The following is a 17,280-nucleotide window of genomic DNA, read 5'->3' on the forward strand; positions in this document are numbered from 1 at the left end:
GGGAGAAAACTGCTTTTGTGTAATTGAGCCTTTATAAAATGAAAAAAAAGACTTACTCAATCTTAACCATCCTCTTTGTTGGACTCGCATCGGTATTTTTAGCCTTCAAACCGACCGTGCAGAAAAATAAAATGCCCAATATCGTCTACATCTTAGCCGATGACATGGGGTATGGCGATGTGTCGATTTACAATCCTCAAGGGAAAATTTCGACGCCTAACATTGATAAACTAGCCATGCAGGGAATGCGGTTTACGGATGCTCATTCGCCTTCATCGGTCTGTACACCAACGCGTTATGCATTGATGACGGGCCGCTACCCATGGCGGAGCCGCTTGCCCGTGGGCGTATTGCGTGGGTACAGTCGAACGTTGATTGAAGACGACCGCCCCACAGTGGCATCTTTGCTCAAAAGCCAAGGTTATCAAACTGGGGTGGTGGGAAAATGGCATTTGGGATTGGATTGGGAAGTGCCACAAGGCAAGCAAGAATTGCTAAAAACAGAAAATTATGGCATCAAAACGGAGATGAATCCTGAAGACATTGATTTCACGAAAAAGCCAACGGGAGGCCCTCAGAGCGTAGGATTTGATTATTCTTATATTTTGCCAGCTTCTCTGGATATGCCGCCGTATTGTTATTTGGAAAACCAACAATTGACCGAACAACCCACGGCGTATACCAAAGGAAATAAACTGGAATCGGGCTATACAGGTCCCTTTTGGCGTGAAGGAAAAATGTCGCCCTCGTTTGATTTTCATGGAGTGTTACCTGAATTTGTTACAAAAGCTAATGCATTTTTGAAAAAGCAAACCAAAGAAAAACCTTTCTTCCTCTATATTCCGCTGGCTGCTCCGCACACGCCTTGGGTGCCTACCAAAAATTATGTAGGCAAATCAAAGGCGGGAGAATACGGCGATTTTGTGCAACAAGTGGATGCGGCAGTAGGCGAAGTATTAAAAACCTTAGAAGCATCAGGGCTTTCTGAAAATACCCTTGTTATTTTTACCAGTGACAATGGCCCATACTGGCGGCCCAATTTTACAGAACAATTTGGCCATGCCGCCGCTGGGCCGTTTAGAGGGATGAAAGGTGATGCCTTTGAAGGTGGGCATCGCATTCCGTTCATCGTTCGTTGGCCGCATAAAGTAAAACCCAATACCGTTAGCAATGCCACCACGACCTTGGCAAATTTGCTTTCCACCTGTGCGGAAATTGTGGGAACAAAAGACGCTAAATACAACACCGAAGACAGCTACAGTATTTTGCCTGTGCTGTTGGGGAAAACGAAGCAGGTTCCCAATCAACCTGCGGTGGTTCATAGTTCGTCCATCGGATACTTTGCCATTCGCAAAGGCAACTGGAAATTGATTGAGGGCCTTGGTTCAGGCGGTTTTACTGAGCCAAAGGAAATAAAACCAAAAGTAGGTGAAGCCGCAGGACAGCTTTATAACCTAGCGGATGATGTTTCGGAAAAAAACAATTTGTACGAACAAAACCCTGAAAAAGTAAGGGAACTTGCGCAGTTGTTGACGGCAATCAGGCAAAGTAAAAAGAAGTTGGTTTTGAACTGATTCTGTGCCTTTTTATTGACATCCTGTAATTTTTGCTTCAAAAACGGTATTGGGGCCACTTTGCCAAAAGCCACCCGCGGCAGGAGAGGTGATGGTGATTGATTTTCCTGCGGTATAGGAGATATTTCCGGAAGTATATTGGATCGTCCCCGTTGTTGTTATGGTTTCCGAGGCTTGATAGGGCGCGGGGAGGGAGGCATGGACGACCAGCGTTTGGGGACAAGGGAACTGCGTTGGTAAAACCGTGATCAGGGCGCTGCCGGCGGCAGTGCCAGCCCCGCATTGCGTATTGCTTACCTGAGTGATCGTGTAAGTTGTCGTTGTTGTGGGAGAAACCGTAATCGTAAAAGGATTATTCATGCTGTTTGTAAACTGTTGACCGGTCGAAAGGGTAAGCTGATACGGAAGAGTTCCAGCGGTCAATGAAACACTCAAATTGGCCGATTGACTGGCATATATACTTGCAGCACCTGACAAATTCACCTGCACTTTGGGATTGATGGTCACTGCGACGGGCCCTGATTCATTGATACACCCATTCTGTGAAATTTCCACCCGGTAATTCTCTGTTTGAGCAGCGGCCAACATCTGACTAGTCGCATTGGGCAGCGTGCCAGTACTGTTTTTCCACGTATAGGTGTAGCCTTCGCCGGTAGCGGCAGTTAATGAGACAGTTGTCGGAGCACAAACCACCGCATTGCCGGAAACCGTGATAGACGCCTCAGGCTTCGAATATACCCGGATACTTTCGCTGTTGGTAGATACGCTGATGTCTGTTGAGATGATCCTCAGTCGGTAGTAGCTGCCCGGGGCTAACAGGGGAGGGAGTGAAATAGTCAAAGGACTGCCAGTCCCGCTGCCGACTTCTGTACCTGCCGCAAAATTTCCGTATGTGTCAGAAAGCTCGGCTTTAAAGGTGTTATTTCCTGAAAATGAGCCTGAGGTTGTAAAGCTTGCCTGATAGTTCCCGCCAGCACACAGGGGGGGGAATGTCGATAAAAGCTGGATTTGGGGTAAGGAACTTCCGTTGCTGATCGTAACGGTATAGTCTTCGGTTTCACCTACGGTGTAGCGACTGCAGGCATTGGTTACACCTCCGCTTGCAAAGTCAGCGGTTCTGACCCGCATCCTGGTAGCGCCGTTGAGGAGCGTTGCAGGTAAAGTCACCAAAACGGATTTTTCAGTTGTGCCGATCATTTCGCCGGATGTAGTGGATTTGGCAATCATTTCCGGGGTTTCAAACGTGCCGTTTTGATTGGCATCGATCCAGATAGCGTAGTGTAGCGAAGTTGACCCCTTTAAGGTGAAAGTATAGCTTTGTCCGGCTACCAAAGCAGCTGGGGGAAGTGCCGTAAAATCGGAGAAATTATTGGCATTACAGGGAGACGGGAAATCCGATGTGTTATCGAGTGCCGTGCCGTTGATTTTTACTTTGGTGATGAATGAACTTACCAAAGCGCATACTTGGTTGGTGTAGACGGGAAAACAATAACCGGTTTGATTCTGAGGAACAGTGATGGAAACGACTCCGGAAAAGTCGGTGGAGTTGGAGGCGCGGATTCGGTAATGATAGGTTCTTCCCGCACTGAATTCTGAATCAATATAGGTGTTGGTACCGGGGCCGACGCCTCCCAAACAAATGTACGGCTCGTTGGTTGATTCGGCTCTTTCGACAAAATACCCTGTTTCAGTGATAGAATTATCGCCCCATTGTAGAATGATTCCGTTGGTGCCCACAACTGCCGTTGGCAAACCGGGCAAGGGTTGATTGGTGGGTGCGCAGTCGAGGGTGTATTGGTTGGAAGGGTCGGTTCGGGCGATGTAACCGATTTTCATACGTTCATACTGGCCGGGAGTCAATTGTCCATGTTGATTAAGACCGCATATTCTGCTCCAATACGACATTACATTTGTGATGCTTGGTTGATAAGGGACGCCGTTGGCATCGATGGGCGTTGCCAAGGCATAGGTACATGCATTATTGACGGTGTTTCTCTGCGTGGAGCTTAGTTGTTCATAAGGATCGGCGGGAGTATCACACACCCGATCGCCTTTGGTAGAGCAGTTGGCTCCTAAGCCTCTTGTAACTACTTCCCGATTTGACACAGTGGCATGATTGCTGTCCTGAAAAGTATGGTATAGACCGAAATAATGGCCGAATTCGTGCAGCAGCGTTTTATTTACTGTGTTTGTAATGGCTAAATAATTCACAAAGACATGGTTAAAACCTGGACTTGGCTGTGTGGCAAATCCTTCAGCACCAATGATGGTACTGCTTATGTACAGATTGATGGCATTGCTGACGTTGTAGGCTGATAAAATACCCGTAAATGTGTTTGCATTGTTGTAATTAATGGTGGTATTATAGGTAGTGCTGTTGATAAAATGCGGAGAGTCGGCGGTGGGATTGGTGCCGCCGATAGAACCGCTCCCGCCGAAATAAAACTGTAATCCTACGGGTAAAAAGGCCCTGTTCAATTCGGCAAATTTGGCATTGAGGGCAATGAGGTCAACCCCGCCGCTACCGTCATCGTTGCGAATAATGTGCACCTTTACCGGGACATAGTTGAGGGGTACGGCACCTGCCCGGGTATTTTTACTTTTCGCGTGCTTATGGATGAATTTGCCAAAGAAAAATTCATCCGCATCCGTGGGAGAGGGTGTGCCGCAGTTTTGTCCAAATAAGGGGATACAGCTTACTATAAGCCAAAAAAGAGAATACAATTGTTTTTTCATTAGTTTACCGCCCGAAGACTTGTCCCTTTTTCTTTTAGTATTTTAAAAATTCCTTCCATAGAAGCCTCAAGGTTTTTATGCTGATTTTGGAGCGTTTTTACCTGCTCAGTCAATTCTTTGATAGCTTCCACCAAAATGGGAGTTAATTGGATATAATTGATTGATTTGTACCCCTGTGCATCGGTATCGACCATTTCGGGGAATATTTTTTCTATTTCCTGGGCGATAAATCCGGTTTGTTTTCTATCTGTAAAATGACGGTCAGGAAATTCATTTTTCCGCCACAGATAGGTCACACCCTGAATGCCGGAGAGTTGAGCCAAGGCATTTTGCAATGGAGCGATGTCTTTTTTTAGGCGGCGATCAGAAGTAAGCACAACGCCGGCTGCTCTTACGCTGCCGGTGGCATTGATATCGCCGCCTACTTTGAGTTTCCATGTCGGGTTGGTGGCCAGCGCACCAATGGGCATATTAATTCCTACGACATCATTGGCAAAATCACCTCCGATGAGCGGCGTGGTGGTGCCGGAGTTTTCGATATAAAGTCGATTGGAACCGGTTTCGGAAGAACCTGCCTGATAACCGATGGCAATATTGTTGAAACCTGTCTTGCAGTTTGCCAAAGAAAAACCTCCGACGGCGACATTATTTTCTGGATAATTGGAGGGGCTTACTCCTCCGAAAGAAGTGCTGCCCATTGCTCCTGCACCAATACAAACATTATATCCTCCACCGTAGATATTCATGCCAGCACCTGTGCCGATGCCAATATTCTGCCAGCCCTCAAACTCTTCCCCCAAGGCCCTGAAACCTAAGGCTGTGTTGCCGTTTCCGCCCGTATTCTTTGACAAAGCTTCTGCGCCGACAGCGGTATTTTCGACATTATCGGTAAGTTTCAGGGCATTGTAGCCCACCGCCGTATTGTCTGAATTGCCGGTTACTTTATTCAGAGAACTATAGCCGACGGCGGTATTTCGCTGTCCTGTTGTATTCAGTTCGAGAACTTTCTCTCCAATGGCAGTATTATACAGTCCGGTATTGATGGGGCGATAACTTCTAAGTCCATCAGGTGTGATGGTAATATTCGATGTGTTATCCTGAATGGTCATGTTGGTCTGTCCCCAAGTCAGGGCAGGAAATAATAGGAATACTGGAAATAGCTTTCTCATGCTGAATAATTATAAAGTTTTTAACTGTTTAATAACTTTTTTCACTTTTGAGGTTCGACGTCTTGAGCAGGTGTGCCATTGACCATTGAGGAGTCGGATGGCATAACCTTCGTTTTTACAGCTTTCAGTGATGTAGGACAGATTGGCAATGATACTTTTGTTGATGCGGATAAAGCCATGTTTGGCAAAGGGTGATTCGAAAATGCCGATGGTTTTGGAAGTAATAACGCGGGAGCCGTCAGTTAAATAAGCGAATGTATAATTGCGGGCACTTTCTAAAAATACGATTTCTGAAATATTGACTGGACGTTTGCCGTCAGAGGTCTGTATCATCAGATTTGGCAACCCAAGGGTGGAAAGCGGAAACGAGTAGGTGTTCATCATTCTTAGTCTGTTTAGTGAATGGATATTTTCGCTTACTGTTTGGCGTTGATATGGTTGATGCACCAAACTTATAAGAATACCCTAAGCCACTAAACCCTTATTGAGTAAGTGTGTGCAGTGATTGAGTAAGTGTGTAGAAAAAGGCAGGAAGTGCGTTTAGGCGAAACGAGCTAAAAAGTCATGTTTTTTACGGAAGGATACCTCAACGGTAGAGCCGTCAGACATTTCCAAATAGCCGCCTTTGCCTTTAAAGTAGCGGCGAATATGTTTGAGATTTACAATGTGGGAATGGTGTACCCGGCAAAATAAGTCTTCTGATAACATCTCCTCAATATCATTGAGGGTCCGGGAAACCAGAAATTTACGGTTATTTGTTAGCGTCAAATGGGTGTAATTACTGTCGCTGCGGCAGGAGATTACTTCTTCGTCATGAATAAAAATCAGCCCGTCGACGGTGGGCAAGGCCATGATGTATTGGTCGCGGGGTGCTCCGTTGATATAGCTATTCAAAATCATATTTTGCCCTTCCAGATGTTTTGTAACTGTACCTAAAGGGGGGAGCTTTTTTACAGCGGCTACCAAATCATCAATGTCCAGGGGTTTGAGCAGGTAGTCGAGTGCAGAGCGTTTGAGGGCTTTCAGGGCGTAGTGCTCGTAGGCTGTAACAAAAATAACGCTGAATGAAAGATGGGGCAGTCGATCCAGTACTTTGAACCCTGAGCCGTCAGGTAGTTCAATGTCTAAAAATACTACATCCGGTTGCAGCGAACTGATGGTCGCCACGGCTGTTTCCAAGGTATCGGCAAGACCGACGATTTCAATCTGCGGGCAATATTTGCCCAGCATGACTTCCAATAATTTACGACTTCGGTCTTCGTCTTCAACAATGACAGCTCGGTATACTTCACGTTGGTCAGGCAAGGCAGTATTCACAGGTTAACCAGTATATAGCTTCATCAAAACACGCGTCCCCCGCAATGAAGGATCGAGATGCTTCTTATCAAAGACGTCAATGCTGTGGCTTTCGTCACTCAACTGATTGATTAATTTTATTCTTTTTTTGACGATGTCCAAACCATGAGAAGCATGTTCTTTTGCGAGGCCCGTTTTGGATTTTTGAGAGAACTCCAAACCTACCCCGTTGTCGTCGATGGTGCAATAAAGATACTTCTCGGCAAACTCAAAGTCTATTTTAAGCAGCCCCTCCGCTTGCATCCGCCCAAGTTGCCCATGTCTGATCGCGTTTTCCACAAAAGGCTGTAACAGAAGAGAAGGAACTTCTATTTCATCGGCTTTCACATTTGGATGGATATTTACCTCAACTTTGAAAGCTTGGAGATACCGTAATTGTTCTAATTTGATATACAGCATCAGGAAGTCGATTTCATCGGTCAAAGAGATCGTGCTGCGTTTAGTAAAATCCAATGATTTACGAATCAACTTGGCAAATTGTGAAAGATATCGATGGGCCTGTTCAGCCTCGTTGTTTATAAGAAACTCCTGAATTGCATTGAGACAATTAAAAATAAAATGAGGGTTCATCTGCGCCCGAAATGCCTGTTTTTCCAACTCATTGAATTCTTCATTGAATGCTCTTGCTTTACGCTCCCGACGATAATAATACATAAACAGAACGGTTAGTAAAGCAAAACAAAAAGAAGTAATGAGGGAGCCCTGTATGATGGGATTGAGATACCAAGGCATCGTCACCTTGAAATTTAAGGATGTTTTTCCTAAGAACAGCCCTCGTTCTTTCGAAATAGCTTCCAGCTCAAACTGATAGCTGCCCGGCAGTAACTTTGTAAAGACAGCGGTATGCTCATCGGTGGTACTCCATTGACTGTAAGACCCATAGGAGCCAAACATATTCCCCGAGAGTCGGAAGCGATACCGTATATTGCCGGCCCACTGACGGCTGACGGCATAAAACTTAAACCTGATTTCATCTTTGCTTTGTAGGGCTATCAGGGGATTGATACGTACAAGGCTGTCGTCGCTCCAAACGTTGGTAATGTGTACCGGTATCGGCAGTGTATGACTGCTCGCTATGTCTTTTAAAAAAGTGACCCCGCCCGTTGTTGCCACCCAGATAGAGTCATGTTTTACAAATACATCATTGACAATATTAGTTGCCAATCCGTTGCTTGTATTATAGATCGTAATGTGCCATTTTTTTTGTGAGATATTTTCGATGCTTATTTTATTCAATCCATTGATTGTGCTTACCCACAGCGTTTTATTTTCGCTTATAAAGAATGACTGAACAAAATTGTTGGATAGGCCCTCTTCGACGGAGAGGTTGTAAAGTTGACGGTTGCTGTAGAAAAAAATGCCCGCAACGGTTGTTCCGATGACCAAACTACCGTCGTGCAAAGTAGCTAACGCGGTGATTCTGTATTTGAAATTTTGCAAAATAGACGGCAATGTATCCGATATTTGTGACCTGAAAACGCTGTTTTTAAGGGTTGTTTCTATTTTGCGGCGGCTGAATGTCATCAGCCCATTGGTTTGTCCTATCCAGAGACGTTTTTCAAGTGAATCATAAGCAATGGCCGTTGTACGCTCCAAAAACAGTTTTCTTTTATCAATAAGATTAGATAACAAATAGTGGCATTTGGATTCAGTAAAGGGAGGTTTTATTTCATTTTCTGCCAGTTGATTTTCTGTAGAGATATAAGCTCCATGATGCGTGGCCAGGAAAATCAATGAATCAGAGAAGGCAATATCTTTAATATTACCGTTGATAAAGTACGAGGTATATATTCGGCCATTATAGCGATAAAGGATGTTTTCATACGACATCCAGGCAGCCCTCGGCCTGATACGAATATTTTTGATACGCGACGTAAGGGGTTTAACACTATACGATTTTTCGAAATCAATACTTTTTCGCGGAATATTATCCACCACAATCTTTATATTTCCGCGATTGAGGCCAATCAATAACTCACGGTTGAGCTTCCCTACGCTTAAAGGCTCCGTATTGTAGATACCGATGTTGGGGATTTGATAGGCCGTCTGGGGAGACATGCAATAAAGCCCATCGTTGTAGGTGGATATCCAGATGTTTCCTTCATTGTCTGAAGCGGTGTAAGTAATGCTTCGCCCCGGCAATTCGTTGGAGACATACGACAGTTTCTCGCCAGTTATTTTAAATAAAAACAACCCACGGTCGGAAGTGCCGACACAGATCGTTTTGGGATGTAAATTGATAAAAATAGTGTTTTTATAAGGGAACCCGGGCACGTTTATGGTGTTGGTTTTGCCCGAATCATAAAAACAAATGGCAGAATTAGAAGGATAAATGTATTTAAGGGAATCAACATGGCAGATGATACGGGGGCGGTTTTTGCTGAAACTTTCGGGCAATGAAAAAAGTAGTTTTCTACTGAAAAGTTCTGTACAATGATTGCCGTCACTGATAAATACCTGATGGGGGGCAGAAACGTGAACAATATTTTTATAGGTATATGCTCTCCCTTTGATCGCCGTAAGTTTTCGTGAAGAAAGGTGAAAGCGAAAGATATCCGCCCTTTGTTTTACAATCCAGACATTGTCAAAATCGTCCTCATAGATTTGCAGCACGGATTGGAAAGATGTACCGAAAAAATCTTTTCCGTTTTGGAATGTAGAGCCGTCGTAGAGCAAAACATCACCTGAGAAAGGGATAAACCATATTCTGCCCTGTTTGCCGATATAAATATCAATAAATTCAACATCGTTCACTAACCCCTTGAGCGAAAAAGTTTCGAAGCGGTGACCGTCAAATCTACAAATACCGTTGCTTGTGGCCAACCATAAAAAGCCCCGCTCATCTTTCACTACTTTGTAAACTGTGTTGCTGGGAAGTCCGTCGGCAGTAGTATAATGCGGGAAATAGCGTTCCTGTCCATAGGCAACGCTGAAAAAAATCAAAATTATTGTACAAAGAATGATTTGTCTTATCATCGAAAAAATGATTGATTCAGCGGTTGGAATAATGGGTAGACTCCTAAAAGGCTGTGCGGGTTACATATTTCAAAAAGTTAATTTGAGCACCTGCTAATTCATAACCCTGACAATCACTAAACACGGTGTTTCAGGCGGTGTTTTTTGGGGAAAATATCGGTGTATGGAGCCCAACACAAGTATAAACTTTTGGTTACGCTGCTTTTGAGAAAATAGCTATATTCAATCTAAATTATCAGATGAAAGAAGAAAATTCAACCCCCATCAACCGCAGAGACTTTGTCGCCAAAGCTGCCACAGCATTGGCAGGAATAATGATTGTTCCGCGTCACGTTTTAGGAGGAACTCGTCCCGACGGAACGAAGTATATTGCGCCAAGTGATATTATATCGCTGGGTTTTATCGGTACTGGAAAGCAGGGGCGTGGGCTAACAAATTCGTTTTTGAGCACCAATGAAGCCCGGATTGTAGCCATCAGCGAAGTATACAAGGCCAAGGCACAATTGACCCTCGATCGTATCAAAACCTATTACGAAAAAAACACACAGGCGGGGACTTATTCGGACATTCCCGTTTACAACGATTTTAGAGAGTTGCTGGCCCGTAAGGATGTAGATGCGGTCGTGATTGCTACTCCCGACCACTGGCACGCGGCTATGGCGGTACGTGCAGCCGAAGCAGGAAAAGATATTTATTGTGAAAAACCATTGGCATTGACGGTCAAAGAGGGTCGGGCCATGGTCAATGCTGCCCGCAAATACAACCGCGTATTTCAGACGGGGAGTATGCAGCGTTCGTGGCCAGAGTTTCGTCAGGCTGCCGAATTGATTCGGAATGGTTACATCGGCGAAGTAAAAAGCATTAAGGTGAATGTAGGTCCGCCGCCCAAGCCCTACGATTTGCCAGCCGAGACCATTCCAGAAGGACTGGATTGGAGTGCATGGTTGGGGCCCAATGCAGCAGTACCTTTCAATTCAGAATTGGCCCCGCCGACATCCAAAGATGTATTTCCCAATTGGCGGAATTACAAAGAATTTGGTGGGGGCATGGTGACCGACTGGGGTGCGCACATGTTTGACATCGTACAATGGGCACTAGATATGGACAATAGTGGTCCCGTAGAAGTGATTGCACCCGACGGAAAAGAGCACCCTTTCCTGACCTACCGTTATGATAATGGCATCGTGATGACCCACGAAAAGTGGGACTGGAACAATGCGATTCTCTTTACAGGAACAGAAGGCGAACTTCGGGTACAACGTAAGAAAATAGAAACTACGCCTGCATCATTGGCTACGCGTGTAATAGGAGAAACCGAAAAACACGTGTATAAGAGCGAAAATCACTATAAAGATTTCTTTGATGCGATGCGTAAACGGAGCAAACCCATCTGTGACGTGGAAGTCGGCCACCGGACGGCGTCGGTTTGTAACATTGGAAACATTGCCTACCAACTCAATCGACCGTTGCAATGGAATCCGAAGAAAGAATCTTTCAAAAATGATAAAGAAGCCAACGCTTTGCTTGGACGTTCAATGAATGATGTGTGGGGGATAAAAATTTAATTGCGTTTTTAATCACGAAAAGTCGCTGAAAAGCAAATAGTTATCAATTGGAGCAGTGGGTGTCAGTTAGATACGCATTGCTCCAATGCTTTTTGTACGGTTTCGGTGGTAGTAATTTTGGAATCGTTACCCCATGTGGTGTACATATACGTCATGATTTCGGCAATTTCCAAATCTTTTAGGGCTGGATTAGCAGGCATGGGTCGATTAAAGGTTTTGCCGTTGACCGTTACCGACTGATTTACTCCGTTTTTAATCCAGCAAATTACCTTTGCTTTGTCTTTGAGATATTCGGGCACAATGGCGGGATATAAATTGCTTAGTCCTTTGCCATCGCGTTGGTGGCAGTTGGCGCAGTGGGTCTGAAACAATGTATAGCCTTCTGCTACGTACTGCGCATGTTTTGTGCTTTCTTCGCTTTGGCAGGAGAAAAAAAAGAGGAATATAAACCCAGAACTAAGCGCCGAATAACGAACGAAACTAACCCTAAAAAAATGTAGCATATACCTTATTTATTTACTCACTCCACACACCTTACTCTTTGTTTTTGTACTCTTCTTGCAAACGTTCGATGTCAGAGATAAGCCGCTTGGTGGCTTCGTCGTCGGTGCCGTTGTACATACCACGCACGTGTTTTTCTTTATCGACCAATACAAACGCACCGCTGTGAATGTAACCTCCTGGGGCGGTGGAATCAGCCCCCGCGACGACCAAGTACTTTTTTTCGCCAATTTCGTAGATTTTTTCGCGATTTCCCGTCACAAAAAGCCATTGGTTGCCCGTTACGCCCAGATCAGTGGCGTATTCTTTCAACACGGCAGGGGTATCGTGGTCGGGGTCAATCGTGTGGGAAAGGATGGCTACGTCGTTTTGACCCTTGATTTTTTCGTAGACCTTCAGCATTTGTTTTTTCATCACGGGGCAAATCGTGGGGCAGGTGGTAAAGAAAAAATCCGCAACGTAAATTTTGTCTTTGAAATTTTGGGCGGTAACAGTGTCGCCGTTTTGACTCACAAACTTAAAATCAGGAATGGTATGGTACAGGGTATCAACGACTTCTTTGCCGTCCACGATTCGGGTGGTGGTTTCGCGCTCGCCTAAGATGGGCAAACGGTCAGAGTTTTTGTTACATCCCCAAATGAGTAAAAATAAAAGGGCAAAAATGGTGTTTTTCATAGCTTGGGTGCTCGTTCACTTTTAGTGGGTTATTTCTTTAAAAACTGCTCAGCTTTGGCCATGCTTTCGAGCATTTTATCACGTACCGCGCTGATTTTGGTCTTCTCGGCATTCATGGCCTTTACGGCTTCCTCGCCAGAGAGCGCTTTTAAAGAATCCCCGTTGTAATTGTGCATCCAGTTCATCATTCCTTGATCGGCTTCGGTCAGGGCAACACTCAGCGCCAACGCTTCATCTTTGCGCTTTTGAAGGCTATCATTGGGGGTGATTTTTACCAAGCTATCAATCGCGCTGATTTCTTTACTCAGCCCAGTTTTTAATTCCATCAGTTGTCCCATTTTGGGCATTACTTCATCGTGGATGACAAATACTTCTTTTTCAGTTTGTTCTACAGAGCCTTTGTCTTCAGAACAGGCACTTATAGACAAAGCAAAACCGAAGGCGACGATTATATTTTTCATTTCTAATTTAGGACTAAATTGAACGTAGTTTATTGATTAACAATTGGTTGGTTCTCTAAAATAAATTTATTTGACTTACCCCAGACTGCGCTTGAAGCATTTCACGGGCGTTTTGGAGGATTGCTTCGCTTGGTTTGCTTCCACCAATCATTTGGGCAATTTCTTTCACGCGTTCTTCAAACGTAAGCTTGCGAATCTTGCTCACCGTTTTTTCGGAGGAGTTGTCTTTGTATACAAAATAATGAGCGGTTCCTTGCGTGGCTATTTGGTGCAAGTGTGTAATGGAAATTACTTGGTGGCTTTTAGAGATTTCTCGCATCATTTGACCCATTTTAATGGCAATTTCGCCCGAAACTCCCGTGTCAATTTCGTCAAAAACGATGGTGGGCAGTTTACGTTTACTGGCCAAAATGTACTTAATCACCATCATCAACCGCGAAAACTCCCCGCCCGACGCCACATTTTTCAGTTGTTGCGGCTTAATTCCCTTATTGGCACTGAACAAAAAGTCTACGTCATCGATGCCCGACTCGCTTGGTTCGATGATTGTGTGTTGGATGCTCAGCGCGGCATTGGGCATACCTAACTCCAACAAGTAAGTCTTGACCTGCTTTTCTACAGATGTCATCACGGCTTTTCGACTATTGGAAAGTTTTTCGGCCGATTTTTGGAGTTTTGCCTGCGCTTTGTCGGCGGCAGCTTTTGCTTTGTTGATGTCTTCATCAAGGTTCAAAACCCGACTTACTTTTGTTTCCAATTCGTTCTGAATCGCAATGAGCTCTTTAAGGGTTTTGACTTGGTGTTTTTGTTGCAAATGATAAAACAAATTAAGTCGCTCACGAATTTCTTCGGCGCGGGTATCGTCGATTTCTACATTGTCTTGTTCGTCGCTGATTTCGCTGGCCAAATCCTTTAATTCAATGTAAACACTCTGGGCTCGTTCGCGAAGTTGCTCATACTGAGGCGCAAACTTACTGATGGCATTCAGGCTAGAAACTGCATTTTTTAAAAACACAATCACCGATTGTTCGGGATTGTCAAGGTATTCGGTGGCCAATTGCAGCCGTTCGCGTACATCGGTGGCATTTTCAAGAATGATTAATTCTTGCTCCAATTGTTCCTGTTCGTCGGCTTGCAGATGGGCTTTTTCGAGTTCGTCGTACAAAAATTGGTTATAATCAAACTCTTTCCGCATTTGGGCCGCTTCCGCTATCAGGCGATTATAGACTTGGTTTGCTTTACGATACGCCTGAAAATCAGTGTGATAGTGCCGAAGGGTTTCTTCGTTTTGGGCATAAGTATCCACAATCTGTAGCTGAAATTCGTTGGAACCGAGCAGCAGGGTATCGTGCTGCGAATGAATATCCATCAATTGGCCCGCAATGCGTCGTAGGGATTCCAGATTGACGGGGGTGTCATTGATAAAAGCCCTTGATTTGCCAGTGGGGCTAATTTCGCGACGAATGAGGCAGGTAGTTGTAAAATCCAGCTCTTCTTCGTCAAATAAGTGTTCAATGAAGTAGCCTGAAAGATCGAACGTTCCTTCAATGATGCATTTTCCGGCAGGATTGTACAGCACTTTTGTATCGGCACGGCTGCCCAACAATAAGCCAATAGCGCCGAGCATGATGGATTTACCCGCCCCCGTTTCGCCCGTGATGATATTAAGCTGTGGGTCAGGAGTAAGCTCCAAATGGTCGATTAATGCGTAATTTTTGATCAGTAGATGCGCAAGCATAAAGCAATCGGTTGAACCGCCGCGAAGTTAGTCAACTATTCAACAAAATGTACAGACTTTGTGTTCGGAACTTGTTAAAATGTAGCCTCAAGGTCATAAACGACGGTGTCAATTTGCGTAAAAGCAAATGTATGTCGGTGCATTCGTTGGTCTTGGAGAAAGAGAAGGTTATTTTCGATTTTTTGACAACGGCCAAAAAACGTCTGATTGCTTTTAAGGATTACGTTTATGTCTCGATTCAGAAGTTCTACTGTACGTGTAGCAAGCGCCGATTGAACGATTCGGATAAGTCTTTTTCCCACTTTGTTAGCTCGGTTATCTTAATAATTTTCGATACAATTCGGTTTTGGAAGGGTCGAGTTGTGACAGCATATTAAAGGCTTTTTGGCGGTCTTCTTTGCTTGCTTCCAGCAGAATCTTGTTGATTTCTTCGCCCTTCGCGTCAAAAAATGAATTGATGTAAACCGAACCAGGCAAGACCCGATTGGTTTGTTGGAGGGTAGTCAGTAGATTCATGACTTGGGTACGGGCGCCAATTGGATTTTCGGTAAAGGTATCGAGCGCCAATCGGTGATAACTGTAAACGCCTTCCCGTACGGGCAGCATCAGCTGATTATTGAGATTATCAACCAACCAAAAACGATTGCGACGGTCGTTGCCAGTGGCATTCCAACCCGCAGGTGCGCCGCCAGGGTTGACCCCTAGTGCTAAGTTGGCCACCTGTTGGGCACGTTGCAGATAATTATTGCCGCCTAGTTTGCTGAAAGAGTCATAATCTACGGCTAAAATAATATATGCATAAAACGCCAAGGTTTGCGTCAATTCATCCGAGTACGTATTTTCATTGTAATACATCGGATTGTTGGGTAGATAATTAAAGTTAAAATTTCGGTCAATGAAATTCAGCAGAATGGTCTCGTAATTGGTGCCGTACACGGGGCGCGTCACAATCAGTTGCGTAGTGCCTTCATACACTCCCTGAGCTGGGGAGCGGATAAGGTTGATGTTCAATTTGCAATTAATACGCTCTTCTGGATTAAAATTATCATTTGTCCACCTGCGGGCATTCATAAAGTCAGTAATGACGTTTTTGAGTTGATTCAGGCTGGCGTTATCTGTGTTTTGCTGCGTGAAAAGTTGGTTGTAATTGAGCGTAACAACGCAATTCAGTTCCTGCGCTTGTGTAGATAAAACAAGGCCAAAGGAAAATAAAAGTAAACGGATTCCTTTCTTTATAACTTTCATGATTTTGCCATTATGCTGAAACAGTCGTGTCTACGTGTGCAATTTCCCTGCCACAAGTTGTAAAATATCCTTGGCAACGTCGGTTTTGGATTTTAACTCAAAGGAGTGCACCGTTCCGTTTGCTTCAATAACGGTAATTTTATTGGTATCGTGTGCAAAACCCGCGCCTTTGTCATTCAAGGAATTCAATACAATCAAATCAAGATTTTTGGACTTCAATTTCCCCAAGGCATTTTCCAACTCATTATCGGTTTCAAGGGCAAAACCAACCATGAGTTGGCCTGCCTGTTTTTGCTGCCCTAACGTAGCCGCAATGTCTACTGTTTTGGTAAGTTCAATGTTAAATTGTGCTTCTTTTTTCTTGATTTTGCGGTCGGCTGGGTAAGCGGGGGTATAATCGGCCACGGCGGCCGAAAGAATAATAACGTCGGCCCCCGCAAATAGCTTTTGCGTGGCTTCGTACATTTCCTTTGCTGAGCGAACGGGTATAACGGTGATTTCTGTATCAGGCGTTGGTTGAGCCGTTGGGCCGCTTACTACCGTTACATCTGCACCTGCCATCGAAAATGCTTTTGCAATCGAAAAACCCATTTTGCCCGTCGAATGGTTGCTGATGTATCGCACTGGATCAATGGCTTCTTGGGTGGGTCCTGCGGTGATTAAAATTTTCTTGTTTTTTAATGTTGGAACAACTGAAAAATACTTTTCAAGGTGAGTGACAATATGTTCTGGCTCGGCCATCCTTCCAGTTCCGACCAATCCACTCGCCAATTCTCCGTGTTCGGCTTCAACGATGAAATTGCTGAAGCGTTTCAGCTTCTGAAGATTTTCAACCGTAGAGCCATGCAGGTACATGTCTAAATCCATGGCGGGGGCAAAAAATACGGGGCAACGGGCAGACAGATAAACGGCGGTTAACAAATCTTCGCAGAGTCCGTTGGCGCACTTTGCAAGCGTATGTGCGGTGGCTGGGGCAATGATGAAGGCATCTGCCCACAACCCTAGCTCTACGTGGTTGTTCCAACTCCCAGTCTCATCGGCGATGTAGGAAGATAGGGCAGGGCGCTTTGATAAAGTAGCTAAAGTTAACGGTGTTATAAAATCTTTCGCCGATTGGGTCATGATTACTTGTACTTCTGCTCCCGCTTTTATGAGCAAACGTATCAATAATGCTGCCTTGTAGGCGGCAATACTACCCGTTACGCCTACGAGGATTTTTTTATGCAGAAGGGTTGAAGGCATGAGTTAAAATAGTGTATAAAGAAAAAATACAGGAGGTATTTA

General features: G+C 44.7%; 14 protein-coding genes. 2 read left to right on the top strand and 12 right to left on the bottom strand.

Annotated elements, in window-relative coordinates:
• Window positions 1–38 precede the first annotated feature (38 nt).
• Window positions 39–1,574 (top strand): sulfatase family protein, encoded by a 1,536-nt coding sequence (locus DR864_RS02400; RefSeq protein WP_114065445.1) that lies wholly within the window; start codon window positions 39–41, stop codon window positions 1,572–1,574.
• A gap of 12 nt (window positions 1,575–1,586) precedes the next feature.
• On the opposite strand, the gene DR864_RS02405 is transcribed toward DR864_RS02400, so the two are convergent.
• The 5 genes from DR864_RS02405 to DR864_RS02425 all read right to left on the bottom strand — a co-directional run bounded on the left by DR864_RS02405 (window position 1,587) and on the right by DR864_RS02425 (window position 9,811).
• On the bottom strand, window positions 1,587–4,310 hold the full coding sequence (locus DR864_RS02405; protein ID WP_114065446.1) for a GEVED domain-containing protein: 2,724 nt from the start codon (window positions 4,308–4,310) through the stop codon (window positions 1,587–1,589).
• Window positions 4,310–5,479 carry a tail fiber domain-containing protein gene (locus DR864_RS02410; protein ID WP_114065447.1) on the bottom strand — a complete coding sequence of 390 codons (1,170 nt, stop codon included), beginning with the start codon at window positions 5,477–5,479 and terminating at the stop codon, window positions 4,310–4,312. Before DR864_RS02410 ends, DR864_RS02405 begins: the two co-directional genes overlap by 1 nt.
• A gap of 9 nt (window positions 5,480–5,488) precedes the next feature.
• Complete coding sequence (locus tag DR864_RS02415) at window positions 5,489–5,863, bottom strand: LytR/AlgR family response regulator transcription factor (protein WP_114065448.1); 375 nt, start codon at window positions 5,861–5,863, stop codon at window positions 5,489–5,491.
• 156 nt (window positions 5,864–6,019) lie between these two features.
• Window positions 6,020–6,796 carry a LytR/AlgR family response regulator transcription factor gene (locus DR864_RS02420; RefSeq protein ID WP_114065449.1) on the bottom strand — a complete coding sequence of 259 codons (777 nt, stop codon included), beginning with the start codon at window positions 6,794–6,796 and terminating at the stop codon, window positions 6,020–6,022.
• Between the two features lie 3 nt (window positions 6,797–6,799).
• On the bottom strand, window positions 6,800–9,811 hold the full coding sequence (locus DR864_RS02425) for a sensor histidine kinase (RefSeq protein WP_114065450.1): 3,012 nt from the start codon (window positions 9,809–9,811) through the stop codon (window positions 6,800–6,802).
• Between the two features lie 239 nt (window positions 9,812–10,050).
• Here DR864_RS02425 and DR864_RS02430 point away from each other — a divergent pair, with 239 nt between their 5' ends.
• Entirely contained in the window at window positions 10,051–11,376 is a 1,326-nt protein-coding gene (locus tag DR864_RS02430) for a Gfo/Idh/MocA family protein (protein WP_114065451.1), read from the top strand.
• A 62-nt stretch (window positions 11,377–11,438) separates the two neighbouring features.
• Here the strand turns inward: DR864_RS02430 and DR864_RS02435 are convergent, their stop codons facing one another.
• The 7 genes from DR864_RS02435 to coaBC all read right to left on the bottom strand — a co-directional run bounded on the left by DR864_RS02435 (window position 11,439) and on the right by coaBC (window position 17,238).
• Window positions 11,439–11,879 carry a c-type cytochrome gene (locus DR864_RS02435; RefSeq protein WP_114065452.1) on the bottom strand — a complete coding sequence of 147 codons (441 nt, stop codon included), beginning with the start codon at window positions 11,877–11,879 and terminating at the stop codon, window positions 11,439–11,441.
• 31 nt (window positions 11,880–11,910) lie between these two features.
• Complete coding sequence (locus tag DR864_RS02440; RefSeq protein WP_114065453.1) at window positions 11,911–12,552, bottom strand: SCO family protein; 642 nt, start codon at window positions 12,550–12,552, stop codon at window positions 11,911–11,913.
• 29 nt (window positions 12,553–12,581) lie between these two features.
• The gene (locus DR864_RS02445; RefSeq protein ID WP_114065454.1) at window positions 12,582–13,013 is read right to left on the bottom strand and encodes a viral A-type inclusion protein; all 432 of its coding nucleotides are present in this window, start codon (window positions 13,011–13,013) and stop codon (window positions 12,582–12,584) included.
• Between the two features lie 55 nt (window positions 13,014–13,068).
• Window positions 13,069–14,751, bottom strand: a complete 1,683-nt coding sequence (gene recN / locus DR864_RS02450; protein ID WP_114065455.1) for a DNA repair protein RecN — start codon at window positions 14,749–14,751, stop codon at window positions 13,069–13,071.
• A 74-nt stretch (window positions 14,752–14,825) separates the two neighbouring features.
• Window positions 14,826–15,053 (bottom strand): hypothetical protein, encoded by a 228-nt coding sequence (locus DR864_RS29735; RefSeq protein ID WP_162793521.1) that lies wholly within the window; start codon window positions 15,051–15,053, stop codon window positions 14,826–14,828.
• Between the two features lie 13 nt (window positions 15,054–15,066).
• Complete coding sequence (gene porD / locus DR864_RS02455) at window positions 15,067–15,996, bottom strand: type IX secretion system protein PorD (RefSeq protein ID WP_114065456.1); 930 nt, start codon at window positions 15,994–15,996, stop codon at window positions 15,067–15,069.
• A gap of 30 nt (window positions 15,997–16,026) precedes the next feature.
• A complete protein-coding gene (gene coaBC, locus DR864_RS02460; RefSeq protein WP_114065457.1) occupies window positions 16,027–17,238 on the bottom strand; it encodes a bifunctional phosphopantothenoylcysteine decarboxylase/phosphopantothenate--cysteine ligase CoaBC in 1,212 nt (403 codons plus the stop codon).
• Window positions 17,239–17,280: the final 42 nt, after the last annotated feature.

The organism is Runella rosea, assembly GCF_003325355.1.
Lineage (GTDB): Bacteria > Bacteroidota > Bacteroidia > Cytophagales > Spirosomataceae > Runella > Runella rosea.